At 60.1% G+C, this 21,509-nt stretch carries 24 protein-coding genes; 13 read left to right on the top strand and 11 right to left on the bottom strand.

Going from position 1 to position 21,509, the window contains the following annotated elements; all coding sequences use genetic code 11:
- Positions 1–12 precede the first annotated feature (12 nt).
- Entirely contained in the window at positions 13–555 is a 543-nt protein-coding gene (locus tag KRR23_RS22220; protein WP_216744271.1) for a toxin-antitoxin system YwqK family antitoxin, read from the top strand.
- A 9-nt stretch (positions 556–564) separates the two neighbouring features.
- Here the strand turns inward: KRR23_RS22220 and KRR23_RS22215 are convergent, their stop codons facing one another.
- Complete coding sequence (locus tag KRR23_RS22215) at positions 565–957, bottom strand: DUF4280 domain-containing protein (protein WP_216744270.1); 393 nt, start codon at positions 955–957, stop codon at positions 565–567.
- Positions 958–1,146: 189 nt separating this feature from the next.
- Here KRR23_RS22215 and KRR23_RS22210 point away from each other — a divergent pair, with 189 nt between their 5' ends.
- From KRR23_RS22210 to KRR23_RS22200, 3 genes are all read left to right on the top strand, one after another.
- Complete coding sequence (locus KRR23_RS22210; RefSeq protein ID WP_216744269.1) at positions 1,147–2,214, top strand: phosphotransferase family protein; 1,068 nt, start codon at positions 1,147–1,149, stop codon at positions 2,212–2,214.
- Between the two features lie 38 nt (positions 2,215–2,252).
- Positions 2,253–3,020 (top strand): SDR family oxidoreductase, encoded by a 768-nt coding sequence (locus KRR23_RS22205; protein WP_216744268.1) that lies wholly within the window; start codon positions 2,253–2,255, stop codon positions 3,018–3,020.
- Positions 3,021–3,232: 212 nt separating this feature from the next.
- Complete coding sequence (locus tag KRR23_RS22200; RefSeq protein WP_216744267.1) at positions 3,233–4,348, top strand: Gfo/Idh/MocA family protein; 1,116 nt, start codon at positions 3,233–3,235, stop codon at positions 4,346–4,348.
- Between the two features lie 28 nt (positions 4,349–4,376).
- On the opposite strand, the gene KRR23_RS22195 is transcribed toward KRR23_RS22200, so the two are convergent.
- Positions 4,377–5,804 carry an FAD/NAD(P)-binding protein gene (locus tag KRR23_RS22195; RefSeq protein WP_216744266.1) on the bottom strand — a complete coding sequence of 476 codons (1,428 nt, stop codon included), beginning with the start codon at positions 5,802–5,804 and terminating at the stop codon, positions 4,377–4,379.
- A gap of 71 nt (positions 5,805–5,875) precedes the next feature.
- Positions 5,876–6,439 carry an XRE family transcriptional regulator gene (locus KRR23_RS22190; RefSeq protein WP_216744265.1) on the bottom strand — a complete coding sequence of 188 codons (564 nt, stop codon included), beginning with the start codon at positions 6,437–6,439 and terminating at the stop codon, positions 5,876–5,878.
- On the opposite strand from KRR23_RS22190, the gene KRR23_RS22185 reads away from it, so the two are divergent.
- From KRR23_RS22185 to KRR23_RS22155, 7 genes are all read left to right on the top strand, one after another.
- On the top strand, positions 6,434–7,462 hold the full coding sequence (locus tag KRR23_RS22185) for a DMT family transporter (protein WP_216744264.1): 1,029 nt from the start codon (positions 6,434–6,436) through the stop codon (positions 7,460–7,462). The two genes, KRR23_RS22190 and KRR23_RS22185, sit on opposite strands and share 6 nt — an antisense overlap.
- Positions 7,463–7,635: 173 nt before the next feature.
- Positions 7,636–10,554: a monovalent cation/H+ antiporter subunit A gene (locus KRR23_RS22180; RefSeq protein ID WP_216744263.1), complete on the top strand. Its 2,919-nt coding sequence runs from the start codon at positions 7,636–7,638 to the stop codon at positions 10,552–10,554.
- Entirely contained in the window at positions 10,554–10,898 is a 345-nt protein-coding gene (locus KRR23_RS22175; protein ID WP_003202835.1) for a Na+/H+ antiporter subunit C, read from the top strand. The genes KRR23_RS22180 and KRR23_RS22175 overlap by 1 nt, the downstream gene beginning before the upstream one ends.
- Positions 10,895–12,580: a monovalent cation/H+ antiporter subunit D gene (locus KRR23_RS22170; protein ID WP_216744262.1), complete on the top strand. Its 1,686-nt coding sequence runs from the start codon at positions 10,895–10,897 to the stop codon at positions 12,578–12,580. The genes KRR23_RS22175 and KRR23_RS22170 overlap by 4 nt, the downstream gene beginning before the upstream one ends.
- Positions 12,577–13,065, top strand: coding sequence for a Na+/H+ antiporter subunit E (locus KRR23_RS22165; protein ID WP_216744261.1), 489 nt, complete (start codon positions 12,577–12,579; stop codon positions 13,063–13,065). Before KRR23_RS22170 ends, KRR23_RS22165 begins: the two co-directional genes overlap by 4 nt.
- Positions 13,062–13,340 (top strand): K+/H+ antiporter subunit F, encoded by a 279-nt coding sequence (locus KRR23_RS22160; RefSeq protein ID WP_216744260.1) that lies wholly within the window; start codon positions 13,062–13,064, stop codon positions 13,338–13,340. Before KRR23_RS22165 ends, KRR23_RS22160 begins: the two co-directional genes overlap by 4 nt.
- Positions 13,337–13,705 carry a Na+/H+ antiporter subunit G gene (locus KRR23_RS22155; protein WP_216744259.1) on the top strand — a complete coding sequence of 123 codons (369 nt, stop codon included), beginning with the start codon at positions 13,337–13,339 and terminating at the stop codon, positions 13,703–13,705. Before KRR23_RS22160 ends, KRR23_RS22155 begins: the two co-directional genes overlap by 4 nt.
- 86 nt (positions 13,706–13,791) lie before the next feature.
- Here KRR23_RS22155 and KRR23_RS22150 read toward each other — a convergent pair whose 3' ends face one another.
- The 4 genes from KRR23_RS22150 to KRR23_RS22135 form a co-directional block, all read right to left on the bottom strand.
- The gene (locus tag KRR23_RS22150; RefSeq protein WP_216744258.1) at positions 13,792–14,229 is read right to left on the bottom strand and encodes a DUF3995 domain-containing protein; all 438 of its coding nucleotides are present in this window, start codon (positions 14,227–14,229) and stop codon (positions 13,792–13,794) included.
- Positions 14,230–14,368: 139 nt separating this feature from the next.
- Entirely contained in the window at positions 14,369–15,382 is a 1,014-nt protein-coding gene (locus tag KRR23_RS22145; RefSeq protein ID WP_216744257.1) for an ABC transporter substrate-binding protein, read from the bottom strand.
- A 119-nt stretch (positions 15,383–15,501) separates the two neighbouring features.
- Positions 15,502–15,705 carry a hypothetical protein gene (locus KRR23_RS22140; RefSeq protein WP_054596749.1) on the bottom strand — a complete coding sequence of 68 codons (204 nt, stop codon included), beginning with the start codon at positions 15,703–15,705 and terminating at the stop codon, positions 15,502–15,504.
- Positions 15,706–16,155 (bottom strand): hypothetical protein, encoded by a 450-nt coding sequence (locus KRR23_RS22135; RefSeq protein WP_123583363.1) that lies wholly within the window; start codon positions 16,153–16,155, stop codon positions 15,706–15,708.
- A gap of 431 nt (positions 16,156–16,586) precedes the next feature.
- Here KRR23_RS22135 and KRR23_RS22130 point away from each other — a divergent pair, with 431 nt between their 5' ends.
- Positions 16,587–16,838: a hypothetical protein gene (locus tag KRR23_RS22130; protein ID WP_253912210.1), complete on the top strand. Its 252-nt coding sequence runs from the start codon at positions 16,587–16,589 to the stop codon at positions 16,836–16,838.
- 107 nt (positions 16,839–16,945) lie between these two features.
- Positions 16,946–17,176 (top strand): hypothetical protein, encoded by a 231-nt coding sequence (locus tag KRR23_RS22125; RefSeq protein WP_216744256.1) that lies wholly within the window; start codon positions 16,946–16,948, stop codon positions 17,174–17,176.
- A gap of 42 nt (positions 17,177–17,218) precedes the next feature.
- Here KRR23_RS22125 and KRR23_RS22120 read toward each other — a convergent pair whose 3' ends face one another.
- From KRR23_RS22120 to KRR23_RS22105, 4 genes are all read right to left on the bottom strand, one after another.
- The gene (locus KRR23_RS22120) at positions 17,219–17,422 is read right to left on the bottom strand and encodes a hypothetical protein (RefSeq protein WP_216744255.1); all 204 of its coding nucleotides are present in this window, start codon (positions 17,420–17,422) and stop codon (positions 17,219–17,221) included.
- 135 nt (positions 17,423–17,557) lie between these two features.
- Positions 17,558–19,168: a methyl-accepting chemotaxis protein gene (locus tag KRR23_RS22115; protein WP_216744254.1), complete on the bottom strand. Its 1,611-nt coding sequence runs from the start codon at positions 19,166–19,168 to the stop codon at positions 17,558–17,560.
- A gap of 215 nt (positions 19,169–19,383) precedes the next feature.
- Positions 19,384–19,788 (bottom strand): TraR/DksA C4-type zinc finger protein, encoded by a 405-nt coding sequence (locus KRR23_RS22110; protein WP_019691009.1) that lies wholly within the window; start codon positions 19,786–19,788, stop codon positions 19,384–19,386.
- Between the two features lie 325 nt (positions 19,789–20,113).
- The gene (locus tag KRR23_RS22105; RefSeq protein WP_216744253.1) at positions 20,114–21,463 is read right to left on the bottom strand and encodes a carbohydrate porin; all 1,350 of its coding nucleotides are present in this window, start codon (positions 21,461–21,463) and stop codon (positions 20,114–20,116) included.
- Between the last annotated feature and the right edge of the window lie 46 nt (positions 21,464–21,509).

Genomic DNA, 21,509 nt, shown 5'->3' with positions numbered 1-21,509 from the left:
GAGCAACCGAAGATGGCATCCAGCAAGGTAGAACTGGAGCGTGGTGACAGCCAAATGAGTGGCCGCCTCACGGACGATCAACTGGACGGTCCGCTGCACATTAAAGAAGCCAGGCGCCCTCAGGCAGATCTGAATTACAGCAAAGGCGAGTTGCAGGGCATCAGCGTGCTGTATCACCCCAACGGCAAGGTGTCGGCGCAGTTGCCTTTTTTGCGCGACAAGTTACAAGGTGTCGCGAGCTTTTATGCACCCGAGGGGTGCCTGCAACGCAAAGCCACTTACCGTCGAGGCCTGCTTCATGGTGAAGCGAGCAACTACTTTCCCGACGGGCACGTCGCGGAGGTCGAGTTCTACCGTGACGGTGTACGTGAGGGGCTTTACCAGCGTTTCCATCCCAATGGCAAACAAGCGGTCAACGCCCGTTATCTCAACGGACAGTTGCTGGAACCGGAGCAAGCCTTTGCCAGCGATGGAAGGCCGCTCAACGCCGAAGGCAAGCCGATCTCGCGGATGCGCTGGTGGTGGATGCGCTGGACGGATCCTCAGCAAGCCTAAACCTGTCGTTCAAGGAATCAACATCTGCATCTGCCCCGGCATCGCGACTTTAATCACCCCGCCCCAGTTGCACATCAAGCTGCAGTTGGCGTCGAGGGCAGGCATCCCCCCCAGCAACAGGGTCGGCGCTCCGGGCATCCACGGGGCGGCAGTGGCCGGAATGCATGGCATCGGCGTCAGCACGCCGAGGGCGGCCGCCGTGGCCGCTGCGACCATTGGATTGGCCGGGCTCATGCACATGCCAAACGGCATGATGTTCAGCAGCGGAATGTGATCCATGATGTTCGCCGCCGGCATGCCGCCGGTCAGCGTGCGGTTTACCGGCAGCACGTTGAGCACCCCCGGTGCCGCACCGAAACTGCATTGCAGGGTCGCGGTGGCGCACACTTGCGGACAGCCCATGTCGAATCTCCTTCCTGGACGCGATACTCCTCTGAACCATAGTCCGCCGAGCCTGTTCTCGCACATCAGGAACGCTGATTATCCAGCAACACGCTAACCTATAAGACCTTGCCGCGCTTGTGGCGCCCCCGGCACGCCATTAGATTAGTCAATGATGTCTGGCCTCCATAATAAGCAGAAGGGATAAGCATGGCGCTTACTGACCAGTCCACCCGTATCCGCTCTGGCGAAGAACTTGATGCCAGCCTGATCGATCCGTACCTCAAGGCGCACATTCCGGGCCTGAGCGGGTTGCCGAAGATCAGCCAGTTCCCCGGTGGCGCTTCGAACCTGACGTACCTGCTCGAATACCCCGAGCAAGAGTTCGTGCTGCGCCGGCCGCCGTTTGGCCACAAGGCCAAGTCCGCCCACGACATGGGCCGTGAGTTTCGCATTCTCAATCAACTCAAGGACGGCTTTCCGTACTGTCCGAAAGCCTACGTTCACTGCACTGACGAATCGGTGATCGGTGCCGAGTTCTATGTAATGGAACGGGTCAAGGGGATCATCCTGCGCTCCGAACTGCCACCGGAACTGGGCCTCGACGCCGCTAAAACCGAAGCCTTGTGCAAGAGTTTCATCGACAAGTTCGTCGAACTGCACCGCGTCGATTACCAGGCCTGTGGCCTGGCCGACCTGGGCAAGCCGCAAGGTTATGTCGCCCGGCAGATTCGTGGCTGGAGCGAGCGCTACGAAAAAGCCCTGACGCCTGATGCGCCGAACTGGCAAGCGGTCAAGGACTGGCTCAACGACAAGATGCCGGCCGACCACCCGACGTCGAGCATCGTCCACAACGACTACCGCTTCGACAACGTGATCCTCGACCCGAACAACCCGATGCAGATCATCGGTGTACTGGATTGGGAGCTGACCACCCTCGGCGATCCGCTGATGGACCTGGGCAACACCCTCGCCTACTGGATCGAAGCCGGCGACCCGGCACCGGTGCAACTGATGCGCCGTCAACCGAGCCATGCCCCGGGCATGCTGACCCGTCGCGAGTTCGTCGATTACTACGCCGAACGCTCGGGGATCAAGATCGACAACTTCGACTTCTACTACACCTACGGGCTGTTCCGCCTGGCCGGTATCGTGCAGCAGATCTACTACCGCTTCTTCCATGGCCAGACCCAGGACAAACGCTTCGCGCAGTTCATTCACATGAACAAGCTGCTGGAGCAGATGAGCCTGCAAGTCATCCAGAAATCCAGCCTCTGATCGCGCCCCTGGCGCCACGCCCATTACAAGGAAAAACCATGTCCAAGACTCAGTTGTTCGACCTCGACGGTAAAATCGCTTTCGTCTCCGGCGCCAGCCGTGGCATCGGTGAAGCGATCGCCAAACTGCTGGCCCAGCAAGGCGCCCACGTGATCGTATCGAGTCGCAAACTCGACGGCTGCCAGCACGTGGCCGACGCGATCATCGCTGACGGCGGCAAAGCCACTGCCGTCGCCTGCCACATCGGCGAAATGGAACAAATCACTCAAGTGTTCGCCGGCATCCGCGAGCAATTCGGTCGCCTGGACATCCTGGTCAACAATGCCGCGACCAACCCGCAGTTCTGCAATGTGCTGGATACCGACCTCGGCGCCTTCCAGAAAACCGTCGACGTGAACATTCGCGGCTACTTCTTCATGTCGGTGGAAGCCGGCAAGCTGATGCGCGAAAACGGTGGCGGCAGCATCATCAACGTTGCGTCGATCAACGGCATCTCGCCGGGCATCTTCCAGGGCATCTACTCGGTGACCAAGGCGGCAGTGATCAACATGACCAAGGTCTTTGCCAAGGAGTGCGCGCAGTTCGGCATCCGCTGCAACGCCCTGCTACCAGGCCTGACCGACACCAAATTTGCCTCGGCGCTGGTGAAGAACGACGCGATTCTGAAGACCGCGTTGCAACAGATTCCGCTCAAGCGTGTGGCGGATCCAAGCGAAATGGCCGGCGCAGTGCTTTATTTGGCGAGTGATGCGTCGAGCTATACGACTGGAGTTTCGCTGAATGTGGACGGTGGTTTCCTGTCCTGATTCTCTGTCTCCTGTGGGAGCCGGGCTTGCCCGCGATTGCATCAGCGCGGTGCATCTGTCGTACCGTGGCGCTTGTATCGCGGGCAAGCCCGGCTCCCACAGGGAAGAAGGTCACCCCAGAGCTTAACGAATTTTAATTCCACCAATTGCATTTAGAGAATATTTATTCCATAACTAGGCATCCCGAAAACAATAATCCAAAGGATCCTGTTATGCGCGAACTCGGAATCGGACTTATCGGCACGGGCTTCATGGGCCGTGCCCACGCCCTGGCCTTTCGCAATGTCAGCGCGGCTTTCGAACTGCCCTACACGCTGCGGCTCGCGGCTCTTGCCGACGCCGATCCCGCTCGCGCACAAGCGTGCGCCACTGCCTGGGGTTTCGAGCAGGCCCACAGTGACTGGCAACAGTTGATCGACGATCCCAAGGTCAACCTGATCGCTATCACCACCCCCAACCATCTTCATTACCCGATGGCCATGGCTGCAATCGCCGCCGGCAAACCGCTGTATTGCGAAAAACCACTGGCAGTCAGCCTTGAGCAAGCCAGCGCCATGCACCTGGCGGCCAAAGCAGCTGGCGTGGTCACCCGCGTGGGCTACAACTACCAGCACAACCCGATCATTGGTTTGGCTCGCGAGCTGATTCGAAACGGCGACCTGGGCGAGATCATCAGCTTTCAAGGCGAATTCAGCGAAGACTTCATGGCTGACCCGAACTCGCCGTGGTCCTGGCGCTGTGAAGCTGAACATGCCGGCGGCGCGCTGGCGGACCTGGGCAGTCATTTGCTGGCCATGGCGCGCTATCTGGTGGGCGATGTCGAGGCGGTGTGCGCCGATACCCAAACGGTGCACCGCCAGCGTCCGGCCACGGCGGGCAGCCTGGAACAACGCAGCATTGCCGTCGACGATCAGGCCCACGCCCTGCTGCGCTTTGCCAACGGCGCTCGTGGCACCTTCAGCAGCAGTTGGCTCAAGCACGGCTACAAGAATCACCTGAGTTTCGAGATCAGCGGCACCAAAGGCACCCTGGCATTCGATCAGGAGCGCTTGAATGAGTTACGCCTGTGCCGCGCCGGCCAGGACGGTTTCCAGCGTTTACTGGCCGGACCGAATCTGCCCGGCTACGCGGCATTCAGCCCTGCACCGGGGCATCAACTGGGCTACAACGAGTTGAAGACGCTGGAAGTGCATGCGCTGATCATGGCCCTGGCCGGACAAGGCCAGGACGGCACGGATTTCGAGGAGGCCTGGGAAGTGGAGCGCTTGGCGGCGGCGATTCGGCTGGCGGCGCGGGAGCAGCGCTGGGTCAATATCAGGGAGGTCTGATCGCTCCAGCGCTGCGTTATGGCAACGCTCAGCGCGCCAGCTGTAGTGCCAACGCCTTGGCTTGGCTCGCCACGTCAGTCACCGCCGTGCTTTCCCACCACATGCCACGCAGGGGCGGGCCCATGGCGAACAAGCGCTGGGCAACCTGCCCCTCGGCATCGATCACCGCCCCGCTAGGATCCGCGGCGATCCCCAGCGCCAATGGCCCCGGTTTTATCAAGCCGCGGGCCAGCAGTTGCTGCGGCAAGGGTCGGGCGACCCGGCGCCAGTCGTATTCGATGCCGCTGGAGTTGACCAGCGCGTCGCCACTGACCACGGTCACTTCAGACTCCCCGCGCCGACGGATGCAAATGCTCACCCGTCCGTCCGCCGAGGGCGCCAGACCTTTGAACGACGCAGCCTGAATCCGCAAGCGCCCTGACTGATGCAAACGCGCTACCAGCTCTGCACTCAAGGGCGGCGACCGATGATGATGGCTTTCCCACCATGGCCGCACATGGCGCACAAACTGCCGGCGTTGCACATCCGTTGCCTGGCTCCAGAGCCGCCCGATATGCGCCCGCACGGTATCCAGCGGCGCCTGCCAGTCGATACCCTCCGCCGTCGCCGTACGGCAATGGCGCCGCAGTTCATGCATCAACTGACGCGGACTGCGAATGTCGGGATCCTCGGCCAGAAAATCCACCCACGCCGGCGGTTGCCGACGCACATGCGGCAGCAAGCCGTGACGGGAAAACACTTCGATCGGTCCACGATGCCCGGCCTGCTCCAGCGACACCACGGCATCGACCATGGTCAGGCCCGAGCCGATGATCAATACCGTCGATTGCGGATCAAGCTGTGTCATGGCCGCCACATCCCAAGGATCGACGGCTGCAGCGTTCAAGCCACTGGACTCGGTTTGCGGGGTTCGCGCAGCCGGGAACAAGCCGGTCGCCAGCACCGCAAAAGCGCCGCGCAAGCGTGTTCCATCACTCAAGGTCAGTAACGTCGCGTGTTCATCGGTTTGCAGGTCGACCACTTCCCCGCGCACATGCTCGACGCTTGAACCATAACGCGCGCCGACGGCCTGGGCTTCGGCCAACCGCTGCTGCACATACAGGCCGAAAATGCCCCGAGGCGGGAACAACTCGGCGACCGGCACCGACTGCTGGTCCGACTCCGGCCAGCCGCCGTTGGCAATAAATGCACCCAACCATTGGGTCAGGTCATCGGCGTTGTCCGGGTCGACACTCATCCGTGCGGCGTTGCCATTCAGCGTGTGGCCCAATTCAACCGCGCTATAGGCCTCGCCCCGGCCCAACTCGGCGCGAGGCTCGATCACCAGCACCTGACGCTTGCCGGGCAAACGCATCAACTGCATGGCCAGTAATGCGCCGCTCAAGCCACCGCCGACGATCAGGATGTCAGCATTGCGGATGGCGTTTGTTGTCTGTCCGCCTGGGGTTTCAGTCATGCGGTTCTCACGGATCGAGGGGGAATGTCTGAAATGTATCACTGCATGGTTATCTGGACCGATGATCCGTTTCAGAGCACCACATTACGCACAAACCGCGTCGCCACCGCCCCATCATTGCGATAGGCGTGAGGCCGGTTACTGGCGAAGCTGACAAACTCACCTGTCGCGAGAATGCGCTCTTCATCCCCCAGCACCAACGTCAGGCTGCCTTCGAAGACATACAGCTGTTCACTCCAGCCATCGGCATCCGGCTCCGAAACGTATTCCTCGCCCGGCTCCAGCCGCCATTCCCAGAGTTCGACTTCTCGACTGGCGTTGGCCTTGGCCAACAGCACGGCTTTGCTGCCGGGGATCAAGCCGGCCCACGCCAGTTCGTTGATGCGGCTCGGGTCGCGCACCTCGGGGGCCTGAATCAGGTCGCTGAAGGCTACGTCCAAGGCTTCGGCCACCCGGTCGAGGGTGGTCAGGCTGACGTTTTTCTCACCTGCTTCGATGGCCACCAGCATCCGGCGGCTGACCCCGGATTTTTCCGCCAATGCGGTCTGGCTCAGCTCTGCGGCATGGCGCAGGCGTCGGACGTTCTGGCTGACGTGTTGAAGGACCGAGGCCCGTTGGCCGGAATCTTTGTGCACTATATTGCTCACTTAGTAGGTTTGCGCAGTATACTGCCCAACTTCGGGCGCATTGTGCGTCCCCCTCAGGTAGTGCGCAAGGCCATGACGTCGGTGAATACTTCCAAACCCTCTACCTTTTTCTCACGGTTCAGCAAGGCTGAATGCGTGCTGGTGCTGATCACCATGGTCTGGGGCGGGACGTTCCTGCTGGTGCAGCATGCGATGACGGTCAGCGGGCCGATGTTTTTCGTCGGCCTGCGCTTTGCTGCAGCGGCGAGCATTGTCGCGCTGTTCTCCTGGCGCAGCCTGCGTGAGTTGACCCTGTTTGAACTTAAGGCCGGCGCGTTCATTGGTGTGGCGATCATGCTCGGCTATGGCCTGCAAACCGTTGGCTTGCAGACCATCCTCAGCAGCCAATCGGCGTTCATCACTGCGCTTTACGTGCCTTTCGTACCCTTGCTGCAATGGCTGGTGCTCGGGCGTCGGCCGGGGTTGATGCCGAGTATTGGCATCATGTTAGCGTTCACCGGGTTGATGCTGCTTTCAGGCCCAGCCGGCGCGTCGTTGAATTTCAGCTCGGGGGAAATCGCCACGCTGATCAGCGCCGTCGCCATTGCCGCCGAAATCATTCTGATCAGCACTTATGCTGGCCGGGTCGACGTGCGTCGGGTCACCGTGGTGCAACTGGCGACCACTTCGGTGCTGGCATTTTTGATGATTGTGCCGACTCAGGAAGCGCTTCCCGGTTTTTCCTGGTTGCTGCTGGCCAGCGCGGTGGGCCTGGGCGCCGCCAGTGCGGCGATTCAGGTGGCGATGAACTGGGCGCAGAAAAGCGTTTCACCGACCCGCGCGACGCTGATCTACGCCGGCGAACCGGTCTGGGCCGGTATCGCCGGGCGTATCGCGGGCGAGCGGCTGCCGGGGCTGGCGCTGTTTGGTGCGGGGTTGATTGTCGCGGCGGTGATTGTTAGTGAGTTGAAGACCAAGGGTAAAGCTGCGGCTGAAACCGCGGATGAGTTGGAGCGAGAGTCCGTGGAGTAAGCCTGGAAATACCATCGTTCCCACTCTGCGTAGGAATGATCACTTCTAACCTTCGAAACAATGTGAATCAGGCGTTTTCAGCCTACCTTGTAGGATCCTGCCACAGCTTGGCAGTTGGTGATCCGGGGCCCGGCACGTATGATCCTTGACAAACTTCCGCAGATTAGAAGCCTATGTCCCTGATAGTTCTACTGCTTCTGCCTTTTATTGGCAGCTGTCTGGCGGCCTTGCTGCCGCACAACGCGCGTAATACCGAATCGATACTCGCTGGCCTGGTTGCCTTGATCGGCACCGTCCAGGTGGCGTTGCTGTATCCGCAGATCGCCCATGGTGGCGTGATTCGCGAAGAGTTTTTCTGGCTACCGAGCCTGGGCTTGAATTTCGTCCTGCGCATGGACGGTTTCGCCTGGCTGTTCTCGATGCTGGTGCTGGGCATCGGCACGCTGGTGTCGCTGTACGCGCGGTATTACATGTCGCCGGACGACCCGGTGCCACGCTTCTTTGCATTCTTCCTGGCGTTCATGGGCGCCATGCTCGGGCTGGTGATCTCGGGCAATCTGATTCAGATGGTGTTTTTCTGGGAGCTGACCAGCCTCATCTCGTTCCTGTTGATCGGCTATTGGCACCACCGCGCCGATGCGCGCCGTGGCGCCTACATGGCGCTGATGGTGACCGGTGCCGGTGGTTTATGCCTGCTGGCGGGGGTGATGCTGCTCGGCCATGTCGTGGGCAGCTATGACCTGGACCAGGTCCTGGCCGCCGGCGATCTGATTCGCGCCCATGCGCTGTACCCTATTCTGCTGCCGCTGATCCTGATCGGCGCGTTGAGTAAAAGCGCCCAGTTCCCCTTCCACTTCTGGCTTCCCCACGCCATGGCCGCTCCGACACCGGTCTCGGCTTACCTGCACTCGGCGACCATGGTCAAGGCCGGGGTTTTCCTTCTGGCACGGCTGTGGCCGTCGCTGTCCGGCAGCGAAGAATGGTTCTATATCGTCAGCGGGGCTGGCGCTTGTACATTGTTGCTCGGCGCTTACTGCGCAATGTTCCAGAACGACCTCAAAGGCCTGCTGGCCTACTCGACCATCAGCCATCTGGGCCTGATCACCCTGTTGCTGGGCCTGAACAGCCCGCTGGCCGCCGTCGCGGCGGTGTTTCATATTCTCAACCACGCGACCTTCAAGGCCTCGCTGTTCATGGCTGCCGGGATCATCGACCACGAAAGCGGCACCCGCGACATTCGCAAGCTCAGCGGCCTGATCAAACTGATCCCGTTCACCGCGACCCTGGCGATGGTCGCCAGCGCCTCGATGGCCGGCGTGCCGTTGCTCAACGGTTTCCTTTCAAAAGAGATGTTCTTCGCCGAAACCGTGTTCATTAATGCCTCGGCCTGGATCGAGACCACCCTGCCGATCGTCGCGACCATCGCCGGGACCTTCAGCGTCGCCTACTCCCTGCGCTTTACCGTTGATGTGTTCTTCGGCCCAACCGCCACCGACCTGCCGCACACCCCGCACGAACCGCCGCGCTGGATGCGGGCGCCGGTGGAATTGCTGGTGTTTACCTGCCTGGTGGTGGGGATCTTCCCGGCCCAGGTGGTCGGCCCATTGCTCGCCGCCGCGGCCCTGCCGGTGGTGGGTGGAACCTTGCCCGAATACAGCCTGGCGATCTGGCACGGCTGGAACGCGCCGATGATCATGAGCTTGATCGCCATGTCCGCCGGTATCGTTGTGTACCTGCTGCTGCGCAATCAGCTCAAACGCGGGCGGTTCAACTACCCGCCGATCATCGGCCGGCTCAACGGCAAGCGCCTGTTCGAACGCAGCCTGGTGGTGATGATGCGTCTGGCTCGACGGCTTGAGCGGCGGGTCAGTACCAAGCGCCTGCAAACCCAATTGTTCCTGCTGGTGCTGGTGGCCGTGTTGGCGGGGTTGATTCCGCTGCTGCACAGCGGCTTGAGTTGGGGCGAGCGGCCGAAGATCCCCGGCTCGATCGTCTTCGTCACGCTCTGGTTGCTGGCGATTGCCTGCGCGCTGGGTGCCGCTTGGCAAGCCAAGTACCACCGACTCGCGGCCCTGACGATGGTCAGTGTCTGCGGCATGATGACCTGCGTCACCTTCGTCTGGTTCTCGGCGCCGGACCTGGCCCTGACCCAATTGGTGGTCGAGGTGGTGACCACCGTGCTGATCCTGCTTGGCCTGCGCTGGTTGCCACGGCGGATCGAAGAGGTCTCGCCACTGCCCAGCAGCGTGCCCAAGGCGCGGGCTCGCCGTTTGCGCGACTTGCTGCTGTCGAGCGCGGTCGGCATCGGCATGGCACTGCTCGCCTACGCCATGCTGACCCGCCAGACACCGAACGACATCTCCTCGTTCTACCTCAGTCGCGCGTTGCCCGAAGGCGGCGGCAGCAACGTGGTCAACGTGATGCTGGTGGACTTCCGCGGCTTCGACACCCTCGGTGAGATCACCGTGCTGGTGGCCGTGGCGCTGACAGTGTTTGCCCTGCTGCGACGCTTCCGTCCACCGAAAGAAAGCATGCAACTACCGGCACAACAGCGCCTGCTGGCACCGGACGTAGTCACCGATCTGGTCAACCCGCGTCACGCCAGCGATACCGCGCTGGGCTTCATGATGGTCCCGGCGGTGCTGGTGCGGTTGTTATTGCCCATTGCAGTGGTGGTGTCGTTCTACCTGTTCATGCGCGGGCACAATCAACCGGGTGGCGGTTTTGTCGCGGGACTGGTGATGTCGGTGGCGTTCATCCTGCAATACATGGTCGCCGGTACTCAGTGGGTCGAAGCTCAGATGAGCCTGCGACCGGTGCGCTGGATGGGCACCGGACTGCTCTTCGCCACGCTCACCGGCCTGGGTGCGATGGTCGCCGGTTATCCGTTCCTGACCACCCACACCTGGCATTTCGGGTTGCCGCTGCTGGGCGAGATTCATATCGCCAGTGCGCTGGGCTTCGACATCGGCGTGTACGCCGTGGTGGTGGGTTCGACACTGCTAATCCTGACTGCCCTGGCGCACCAATCGGTGCGTGGCCACAAGCCGAGCAGCCAGCCTAAACCCATTGCCAAGCCAGGAGCTGCCTGATGGAAGAAGTCATCGCGATCGCCATTGGCGTACTGGCAGCCTCCGGGGTCTGGCTGGTGCTGCGCCCACGGACCTTTCAGGTCGTCATGGGCCTGTGCCTGCTGTCTTACGGGGTCAACCTGTTCATCTTCAGCATGGGCAGCCTGTTCATCGGCAAGGAGCCGATCATCAAGGACGGCGTGCCGCAAGACCTGCTGCATTACACCGATCCGTTGCCCCAGGCGCTGGTACTCACCGCCATCGTCATCAGTTTCGCCATGACCGCATTGTTCCTGGTGGTGCTGCTGGCGTCCCGGGGCCTGACCGGTACCGACCATGTCGATGGCCGGGAGCCTAAAGAATGAGCTGGATGCCCCATCTGATCGCTGCACCGATACTGCTGCCGTTGCTGACGGCGGCACTGATGCTGATGCTCGGCGAAAAACACCGTCCGCTCAAAGCCCGGATCAACCTGTTCTCGAGCCTGCTGGGCCTGGGGATTTCCGTACTGTTGCTGCAGTGGACCCAGGCGCAAGGCGTGCCCGGCTCCATCGGCGTGTACCTGCCGGGTAACTGGCAGGCACCCTTTGGCATCGTGCTGGTAGTCGATCGCCTGTCAGCGCTGATGCTGGTGCTGACCGGAATCATCGGCGTCAGCGCCCTGCTGTTCGCCATGGCCCGCTGGGACAGTGCCGGCGCAAGCTTCCACGCGCTGTTCCAGATTCAACTGATGGGCCTCTACGGAGCCTTCCTGACCGCCGACCTGTTCAACCTCTTCGTGTTTTTCGAAGTGCTGCTGGCGGCGTCTTACGGCTTGATGCTGCACGGTTCGGGGCGCGCGCGGGTGTCGTCGGGTCTGCATTACATTTCGATCAACCTGCTGGCCTCGTCGCTGTTCCTGATTGGCGCCGCGCTGATCTATGGCGTCACCGGCACCCTGAACATGGCCGACCTGGCGCTGAAGATCCCGCTGGTGCCGGAAGCCGATCGCGGCTTGCTGCATGCCGGCGCGGCGATTCTGGCTGTGGCCTTCCTGGCCAAGGCCGGGATGTGGCCGCTGAACTTCTGGCTGGCCCCGGCCTATTCCTCGGCCAGCGCTCCGGTGGCGGCGATGTTCGCGATCATGACCAAGGTCGGCGTCTACACCTTGCTGCGTCTGTGGACCCTGCTGTTCTCCGGCCAGGCCGGTGCTTCGGCATACTTTGGCGGTGACTGGCTGACCTACGGCGGCATGGCGACAATTATCTGCGCGGCGTTGGCGATCCTGGCCACGCAGCGACTGGAGCGCATGGCCAGCCTGAGCATCATGGTGTCGGCGGGCATCCTGTTGTCGGCCATCGGTTTTGCCCAGCCGAGCCTGATCGGCGCGGCGCTGTTCTATCTGGTCAGCTCAACCTTGGCGCTGAGCGCGCTGTTCCTGCTGGCGGAGCTTATCGAGCGTTCGCGTACGGCCATCGAGATGCCGCTGGACGATGAAATCGAAGCGCTGCCACGACCGCTGGAATCCTCGCCGCCAACCAAGGGCATCAACCTCGACGACGAGCAGAAAGCCGTGGTCGGGCAGGTAATTCCCTGGACCATGGCGTTCCTTGGCTTGAGCTTCATTGCCTGCGCACTGCTGATCATCGGCATGCCGCCGCTCTCCGGGTTCATCGGCAAGCTCGGCTTGCTCAGCGCCCTGCTCAACCCGCTGGGCCTCGGCACCTCGGGGGAGCAGCCGATATCGAACGCCGCGTGGAGCCTGCTGGCGCTGTTGATTCTGTCCGGGCTGGCCTCGTTGATCGCCTTCTCGCGCCTGGGCATCCAGCGCTTCTGGACGCCGGCAGAGCGCCCGTCGCCGGTGCTGCGACGCCTGGAATGCGTGCCGATCTTTGCCTTGCTGGGCTTGAGCATATTGCTGACCTTCAAGGCCGAACCGCTGATGCGCTACACCCAGGCGGCCGCCGACACCTTGAACAACCCGCAGCAATACGTGATGGCGGTGCTCGGCACCCGCGCCGTACCCAGCCCCGAAGCCAAAGCCGCAATGCAGGAGGTGCAACCATGAAACGTCTGTTCCCGGCACCCTGGTTATCGCTGGCGCTTTGGGTCTTGTGGCTGGTGCTGAACCTGTCCATCAGTCCAGGCAACCTGCTGCTGGGCGCGATATTGGGTTTCTGCGCACCATTGATGATGCGCAAGCTGCGACCGCTGCCGATCCGTATTCGTCGTCCCGGGGTGATCTTGCGCCTGTTCTTCCAGGTCGGGCGCGACGTGCTGGCGTCCAACTTCGCGGTCGCGTGGGGCGTGTTGAACGCCGGTCGACGACCACCGCGCTCGAAGTTCATCAAGGTGCCGCTGGACCTGCGTGACGCCAACGGGCTCGCGGCGCTGTCGATGATCACCACGGTGATTCCCGGTACGGTCTGGTCGGAGCTGGCACTGGATCGCAGCATTCTGCTGTTGCATGTATTCGATCTGGATGACGAAGCGCACTTCATCCAGCACTTCAAGGCGACTTATGAGCGCCCCTTGATGGAGATTTTCGAATGAGCACACTGCTTTCGAATGCGGTTCTGTTCAGCCTGTTCATTTTCTCCCTGGCGATGGCGCTGACGCTGATTCGCCTGTTCAAAGGTCCATCGGCACAGGACCGGGTTCTGGCGCTGGATTACCTGTATATCCTCGCCATGCTGATGATGCTGGTGCTGGGGGTCCGCTATGCCAGTGACACCTACTTCGAAGCGGCGCTGCTGATCGCGCTGTTCGGCTTCGTCGGCTCGTTTGCCTTGGCGAAATTCCTGCTGCGTGGCGAGGTGATCGAATGAATGAGCTGGGTCAGTTGTCTTTGTGGGTCGAGATCCCGGTGGCGATCCTGCTGGTGGCCAGCAGCCTGTTTGCGTTGATCGGCGCCATCGGCCTGCTGCGCTTGAAAGACTACTTTCAGCGCATGCATCCGCCGGCGTTGGCCTCGACCTTGGGCGCCTGGTGCGTGGCACTGGCGTCGATCATCTTTTTCTCGGCACTCCAGTCGAGTCCGGTGTTGCACGCCTGGCTGATTCCGATACTGCTGTCGATCACCATGCCGGTCACCACCCTGCTGCTGGCGCGTGCGGCGTTGTTCCGCAAGCGTATGGCCGGGGATGATGTGCCGGCTGAGGTCAGCAGTCGACGGACACAAAGCGAGCGTTGAGCCGAAAGATCGCAGGCTGCGGCAGCTCCTGCACTATCGCATGCTTCTGTAGGAGCTGGCGCAGGCTGCGATCCTGAAGATTGAACTCACCCCCACGCAACGCCCAACAACCCCGCCCCCAACACCACACACAGCGGTGAATAGGCCCAGGTGTCGAGGCGCGCGAACTTCGATCCGGCCTGCTCCTTGAAAAAGCCGACAAGATTCGAATCGCCAATCGCGCGGGCAAACATCAGCAAGGCGATTGCACTGATCAGCCATTGCAGCGACCAGTGCCCGACTGCCGGCACAAACAGGCCAACTCTCAGGCAGACCATCAAGGCAATCAGCAACAACCCGACAGCCACCGCCAGGGTTCCCAGTGCGGAAGGTTTGAAAGCCGGCCGCAGCCCTTCCTCTGCACCGTCTTGTACCTGCGGCACAACGGCGTCAAAGGCCCAACGACCGCCGAGCGCCCAGTACAAATGAATCAGGCTGATCAGCACAAACGCGGCGACGATCCATTGAGCAAGCACAAACGTCATGAGCAGGGTTCCGGGAATCGATGGCAGAAGAAACAGCCTAGACCAGACTTTTTGTCAGTGCGTTGTTCCACGACAATGTTGCAGTCACGCCGCATAAAATTCGCCTGAACTCTGACCGTTCATTGATCGACCGGGTACCCTACAGACTTGCAGAGACCTTGTCTGCGACATCCTTGGGCAGCCACGCCCGCCAGACCTCCGGGTGCGCCTTCATGAAGGCTTCTGCCGCCTGGCGCGGCGCTGTATGTTTCTCGCTGATTTCGGCCAGGGCCTTGTTCAGAGGCCCGATAGGCAGATCAACCTTGCTGAAAAACTCCGTCACCTGCGGATACTGTTTCTGGAAAGGCGCAGACACCCCAATCGACAGCTTCGAGGGCAGCGAGCGTGTTGGTTTTGGGTTGGGATTATCGGCATCGGTCAGGGTCTTCCAGGCCTCGGCATCGAACGGCGGCTCTTCCAGCTGAATCAGCTTGAAGCGCCCGAGCAATGGCGTTGGCGACCAGTAATAAAACAGCACCGGTTTGCCACGGCGAATGGACGAGGTGATCTCTGCGTCCAGCGCCGCACCGGAACCGCTGCGAAAATTCACATAGCTGTCCGTCAGGCCATAGGCCTTGAGCTTCTGCTTGTTGACCACTTCCGAGGTCCAGCCGATCGGGCTATTGAGAAAACGTCCCTTGCCGGGACTTTCCGGATCGCTGAAGACATCCTTGTAGCGCGGCAAGTCCGACACGCTGCGCAAGTCCGGCGCCAATGGCTTGATGCCTTTGGCCGGATCGCCCTTGACCACGTATTCCGGCACCCACCAGCCTTCGGTTGCGCCTTTGACCGTATCGCCGATACTCGCCACCTTGCCTTCAGCCTCGGCCTTGACCCAGACCGGACTGCGACCGGCCCACTCTTCGCCAATGACCTGAATGTCATTGTTGGCCAGCGCGGTTTCCAGGGTGATGGTGGTGCCCGGCAAGGTATCGGTCGGCAGGCCGTAACCCTTCTCGACAATGATCCGCAAAATGTCGGTGATCAGACTGCCGCTTTCCCAGTTCAGGTCAGCGAAGTGGATCGGCGCCGGGGCGGCCATTACGGTCACGGGCGACACCAACAGACCAACAGTGGCTAACAGACTTCCCAGCAGCAGTCGAAACCCTTTCATGCGTTGCACCTCGTGCTGTTCACAGCCATGGCAGGACGGCTTTGCGCACAAAGGCCGCGCACCTGCGAATACTCAGTCAACTGACTGTAGTAGAGGTTTGTGCATTCGAGGCCAAACGATCAACTTTCAGAAGAGTCCTGCAAGTGCTGCAACTCCCTTCGCACCATGCTGGCGTACTCCGCCGGACGCAAGGTGTAGATCTGCGATGCCACCCAGCTTAGCCAGGCGCCCTGCAGAACAGCCCTCTGAGCGAACAGGCGCTGGGCTTGTGCACGAGCACTGTCGAGGTTTTGCTCATGGAAGTCGGCCCGGGACAGGCTCATTTATTCGCTGGCCTTGAACGTCGTGAGCTCGCCCTTGCGCCACTTGGCAGCTTTACCGGTCACCGCTTTCAAGGTTTTGGTCAGGCCTTCTTGCAACTGTTGGTGAGCGGCAAACACCGTCACTACGCTATGGCCTTCCTTGAACAGAATGGCGTGACCGTCTGCCGTGGTCACAAATGCGTAATCACCGAGGCCGTAGACCGTCAGTTTGATCTCGCGAAACTTGATTTCGAATTTGCCACCTTCGCGACTCGGCAATACCGCTGCGCGGAAATGATCGCCGACCTTGAGTTCCAGGCGAGGCTTGTCGTCCACCACCAGTGCCGACTCGGTGTCGATCTCGGCGACGTAAATACCTTCTGGGGTCTGCTCGGTGATGTAAACGAAACGTGATTGAAACTGTTTGACCAGCTTTGCGCGCAGATCACCCAGCACGAACAAAGCATGCATATCGAGATTACTTACTGCCAAGGAAACATCCCCACATCTGAAAATGACGCTACCCGCAGAAAAAACAGGCAGCAGAAAAACGGTCATACCGAAAATGTCGCAACAATGACCAAGCTGAAATCGTGAAGCGAGCAGAAAGCTCCTTCATCGCAGGGTAGGAAAAGACTACTGGAGTGCCCATCCTCCCGTCTTCCCTGGCGGTCGTCAGATGCTGAAGGAAATCGCCCTTCTAACGGCCAGAGAATACTGGACTATCTACTTTAGGGAGAAAACTCCTTAAAAAAAGCACTTTTCTGACATATCGCCAGAAAAAAATTGCTTTAGATAAGCATGAACCTCCAACCCGTGGAGGCGATTCTAGAGCAGCCATGCGCCCCTAGACTACCTAAAGCGACGTGTATCCGTCGGCAAACCATAGAAAAGGAATTCATATGAGCACGCTGACCCTCCCTGCCCAGCACACAAACACCCCGACCTATAGCCCTCACCTGCGTTATCAGGTGGTTCTGGCAGGTAAGCGCTTTTTCCATATCAAAGAAACCGCAACGGGTCGTGTAAGAGGCTTCCGTGGTGACCACAACGAAGCCTGCGCCCTCGCCAGAAACCTCGAAACCTCGAAACCCGCTTCTGACACCCCGGATTGTGTTTGCCTGCACTGTCGTTTCGTCACACCGATGACTTAACTGCGCCGCCAGCAAGCAACAACTGCCATACTGCCCGACCATTGAAACTCAGCCCCTTCGGCGGGCTGCGTTGAAAACAACAGAATAATTTCCAAGGGAAGGCGTACGTGACCGAATTTGATATCGGCGAATTTTTTATTTGGGGCGAAGCCAGAGAAGTCGACGGCGAATTCCAGGCTGTCATTGTAATGCGCGCCAAGCCGCCGCTGACCACCGTGACTTACCACCAGGTCGAGAAAGACCGCTGGTTCAAGACCTCGGACGTTGCCGCACTCGCTGCCATGGAATCTGCCAAAGCGCTGAAGCTTGCCGTTGATGGAGGCGCGCTGAAAGCCTGATCGACAGGTCGCGACTTGAGCAGACTCATTAGCGAAAACGATTTAATGCAGGCTGTCGGGCTTTTCGGCGTTCAGTTGCGCCAACCAGGCAGCTTTACATTCCTCGGCCTCATTACGGCTTGAGAATGCAGTGCCACGTTGCTCGCCATTGAGCAAGACGACCCAGCACACGCTTTGCCCCGCTGCCCGCAACCCAGCAGGCACGCCACTGCCAATCATTACCGCCACATCGACTTTGCGTTGCATGAGAGCACCTCGGAATTTTTCATTAGCTTCCTAACAATGTAGAAATGTTAATGAGTACCGCTCCCTGGAAATAGCCGCCTGCCTGCACAATTTCCTTGCATAACCGGTAACAATCACGCGTCCCCTGGACCAGCCTTACCGTGGGCTTTCAGGTTTGTAACCCAACCGCAGTCCACCCCAATGCCGCCCTTTGAGCATGATCGGAACCGACAAGTCATGCATCAATTCGCCCGTATCACGAGTATAGGTCTGAAGTAATACGGGCTGTTGATGGCTGCCACAGCGGATACCGGTACGGTCACTGAATTTGCGTTTGGTGCGGTTCTGCAACGTGTCGACATCTACGTCGCCGGTCAGCGGCTGACTGAAGATCGCGTTGTGCGTCGGTACGTAGCCTTGCTGGGTGCAGGCGATCGCAAACACCAGACCTTCATGACGCTTGAGCAAGGGTTCCTGTATCCCCGGCAGCACCTGATCGGCGTAGCGATCAAAACGGGTCTGGAACCTGGTGGGCACCGTGTTGGGAATTGCCTGATAGTTGCGGTCGAACAGGTCCTCCAGACTGATGCGTCCCTGGTCGATGTCCTGCCCGAAACGCTCAGCGATCTGACTGGCACCTTCGCGTGCCAGGTCATAGATCCGCTGGTGGTAGTCGTCCAGTCCGACTTCGGCGAGGCGTTCGCTGATGGTCTCGGCCTGCCCCTCCATTTGCACCGCCGCTTGCGCCAGGTGCCGGGTTTGCTGATCACTGACTGCCAGATCGCTGCGCATCTGTTCGACGGCATGAAACAGACTGTCCAGTTGTTGGTGATTGTTACTGGAACCACTGGCGATCTCACCGACCCGGGCTTCAACCCCGGCGGCCAGTCGGGCAATGTTTTGCAATTGTTGCCCAGTGTGCTCGACTTGCTCGACACCGCTGTTCAGGTCGCTGGACAACTGACGGATCTGCTCGACCACCTGCGCTGTGCGCTGCTGGATGTCGGCCACCATCAACCCGACCTCTCCCGTAGCGGTTGCAGTGCGCCCGGCCAGCCCGCGAACTTCATCGGCAACCACTGCAAAGCCACGGCCATGCTCTCCGGCCCGCGCCGCTTCAATCGCCGCATTCAGCGCCAGTAAATTGGTCTGGCTGGCGATCGTCTGAATCACCAGCGTCACTCGCTGGATGTCTTCACTGCGCACACTCAGGGCTTCGATCAGCTCGCGACTGTCGTTGGCGCGCACACTGAGCTGATGCATCCGGGTAATGGATTCGGCCAGCACGGTGCTTCCCAGGACACTGCTCTGGTGGGCTTCGCTGGCGGCGCTCAAGGCTTGCTGGCTGAGTTGTGAGGTCGCCTTCTCAGTCCCGATCATGACTTCGGCACTGCTGACGATTTGCGCGGCAGCATCGAGTTGCGACTGCAGTTTGCCAGCCAGTTGCTTGACCGAATAGGCCACGCCAGCGGCAGACAACGCGTTATGACTGGTGGAATAGGACAGATCGCGGGTCAGTTCGGTGATCGCACTGGACGTGTCGGCGACGGGAACATCGACGGGTGCCCGCGAACGCAGTCGGGGCAACCAGATAATCAGCACCGCCACCGGTAAACAGAGGTAAAGCGACCAGCCGCCGAGTGCCAAGGCGCACAGCAACGCCATCAAGGCGACGCTTTGCAGCGCAGGCATCAACCAGCGCGCATCCGTCTTGGGTGAAACCCGTGATTGCGTTGCTGTGCCAGCCAGAGATCCGTCGCGTGCCATGTTCGTTACCCCCACTGCGTCTTCTATTTGTTGTGTCAGCATTAAGCGCCACTAGAAGGCCATTATCTATGGTCCATTAGTCGTGGTGCTTGCAGCAGATCAATAGAAGTGCGGGGATATTTTCCGGGCGGCAAAAAGCTTCGCGGGCAAACCCGCTCCCTCAGGTGAAGTGTGACCTGTGGGAACGGGCTTGCCCGCGAATGGGCGCTACTGAATCAAGCCTGACGCTGGTGCTTGTCGATTTGCTCGTGACGCTCTTGAGCTTCGATGCAGTACTTGGTGGTCGGGCTGATCAGCAGGCGTTTCAGGCCGATTGGCTCGCCGCTGTCGTCGCACCAGCCAAAGGTATCGTCGCCGATACGTTCCAGCGCTCTTTCCAGCTGAGGCAGCATGCGCTGATCGCGATCAATGGCGTTGACCAGCCAGGTGCGCTCTTCTTCGACCGAAGCCGCGTCAGCCGGGTCAGCCGGGGTATCCAGGCTCTCAATGGCGATGCGGTTCTGTTCGATGCGCTCGTGGGTTTCCACTTTCATGGCTTGCAACAGCTCGGTGAAAAAAGCCTGTTGCTCGGCATTCATGTAGTCATCCGCCGGCATGGCCAGCAACTTTTCCTTTGTCATTGATTTCTCTATAAAAAATACGTGCATTAAGGCGAATCAGGGAGCTTTCCGGTCGACCTGCAAGGCCTCGGAAAGGCGCCGTACATTCCAAGCGCCACCCGGCACTCAATTTACGAGGGGCGGCAGTCTAAGGCCGACTTGCAACCTCAGCAACTGAAAAGACAGGGAATTTGTCCGATAAAGCCCTTAAATTGCTCTATGGCAAGCTTTGAGGCGCTTATCGGAGTGCGTTTATAGCAAGAAATTCAATCGAGCGGCTGTATATAGAAGACAAACGGCTACGCCACGCAGGTCAGCGTGGCGTAATTCACCGCGAAAAGTGCCTTTAGAACACGGTTTCGACCTTTATCCCGCCGATCACCGCCGAATCGACTTCACGCACACCACCGGGGTAACGCACGTATTGCAGGTTCGGTCGCACGGTCAGCCAGTTGGTGACATGGAAGCCGTAATACAGCTCGGAACTGTATTCGCTGTGCTGCAGCGGAATACTCGCCGGGTCGTTGTAATCGGTCGCACCGTTGACCTGATTCTGCAATTGCGCGCGCTCGCGGTAGTCGCTGTTGGTGTGAACCCGGGCGACACCAAAGCCGATCGCATCCTTGGGCCGTGAATCGAATGGTCCGGTGTAAACCATCCCCGCCTGTATGAAGTTGTCGACCTGGTTGGTGTCCTTGTCATGCAACGTCAGGTTGGCGAACAGCGACAAACCTCGGCTGGCATCGCCGTGATGACTGGTAATCTGCTGCTGAGCCACCAGCCAGTAACCGGACTTGCTGCTGTGAGACTTGAACGCGTTGCCGGTCAGCGGTTGCGGCTGGCCGTTGACGTCCTTGAGCACATCGTCGGCATTCGCGGTGCTGTAGTAGTAGCCGACCCGGTATTCACCCGGCAGCCCCTGGACTTTCGGCGACCAGACCAGCTCTACCGGGAATATCGTGCCCTTGGTGCCGCTGCCATCGAGCTTGAAGCCGTTGCCGACTTCCAGGTTCGAGGGGTTCTGGTTGTAGACACCGACCTGCACAAACACTTCAGGATTGAGGCTGTATTTGACCCGCCCGGCCAACTGACTCACCGGCCAGTTGTACCAGATACCGCCGGCCCAGTTACCGACCTGGGAGCCACAGAAGGTCAAACTCTGAAAATCGCAAGGGAAGCTGTTGAAGTCCTCGCCGGGACCAAAGCGACCGACCTTGATGTCCAGCGCGCCGTCATCGAGAAAGCCCTTGCTCAGCCACAACTGGGTCAGGCGCCAGGTCTGGCCACGACCGTAGACTTCCTGGGAGGAGTTGTAACCACCCACGCGCGGGTCGGCAATCCGGTCATTGGTCAGGCTCCGACCGTCGCGCTCGGTGATCGCCATTTTGAAGGTCGCGTGCTCAAGGCCCATGACTTTTTGCAGATCGACCTTGAGCCCAAACACGAACTGCTCGGTCCAGCGTGCGGTCTTGTCGTCGTTGTAGCCACCCTTGAGGTTGCTGGCAAATTCACCGCCGTGCTCCAGCTGAATGTCGTAGCCCTTTTCCAGCCAGTCGGTGCGCAGACCGCCCCAATCACCGGTCAGCCATTTCGAACCGGCCGAGAAGGCATCCGCTGCCAGACTGTGTCCCGCGACGCCCATGGCCGCCAGCAGCAGGCACGGTGAAAGGTACAAGGTTGATTTTCTTACGCCCATGGCAAAGCTCACCTTTATTGTTATTAGGAGTTTTTTTCGACGATTA

It is taken from the genome of Pseudomonas sp. CVAP#3 (assembly GCF_018986375.1).
In the GTDB taxonomy this organism is placed as follows: domain Bacteria; phylum Pseudomonadota; class Gammaproteobacteria; order Pseudomonadales; family Pseudomonadaceae; genus Aquipseudomonas; species Aquipseudomonas helvetica.
Note: the sequence above shows the minus strand (reverse complement) of the source record. Positions and strands in the feature narration are given on the sequence as shown.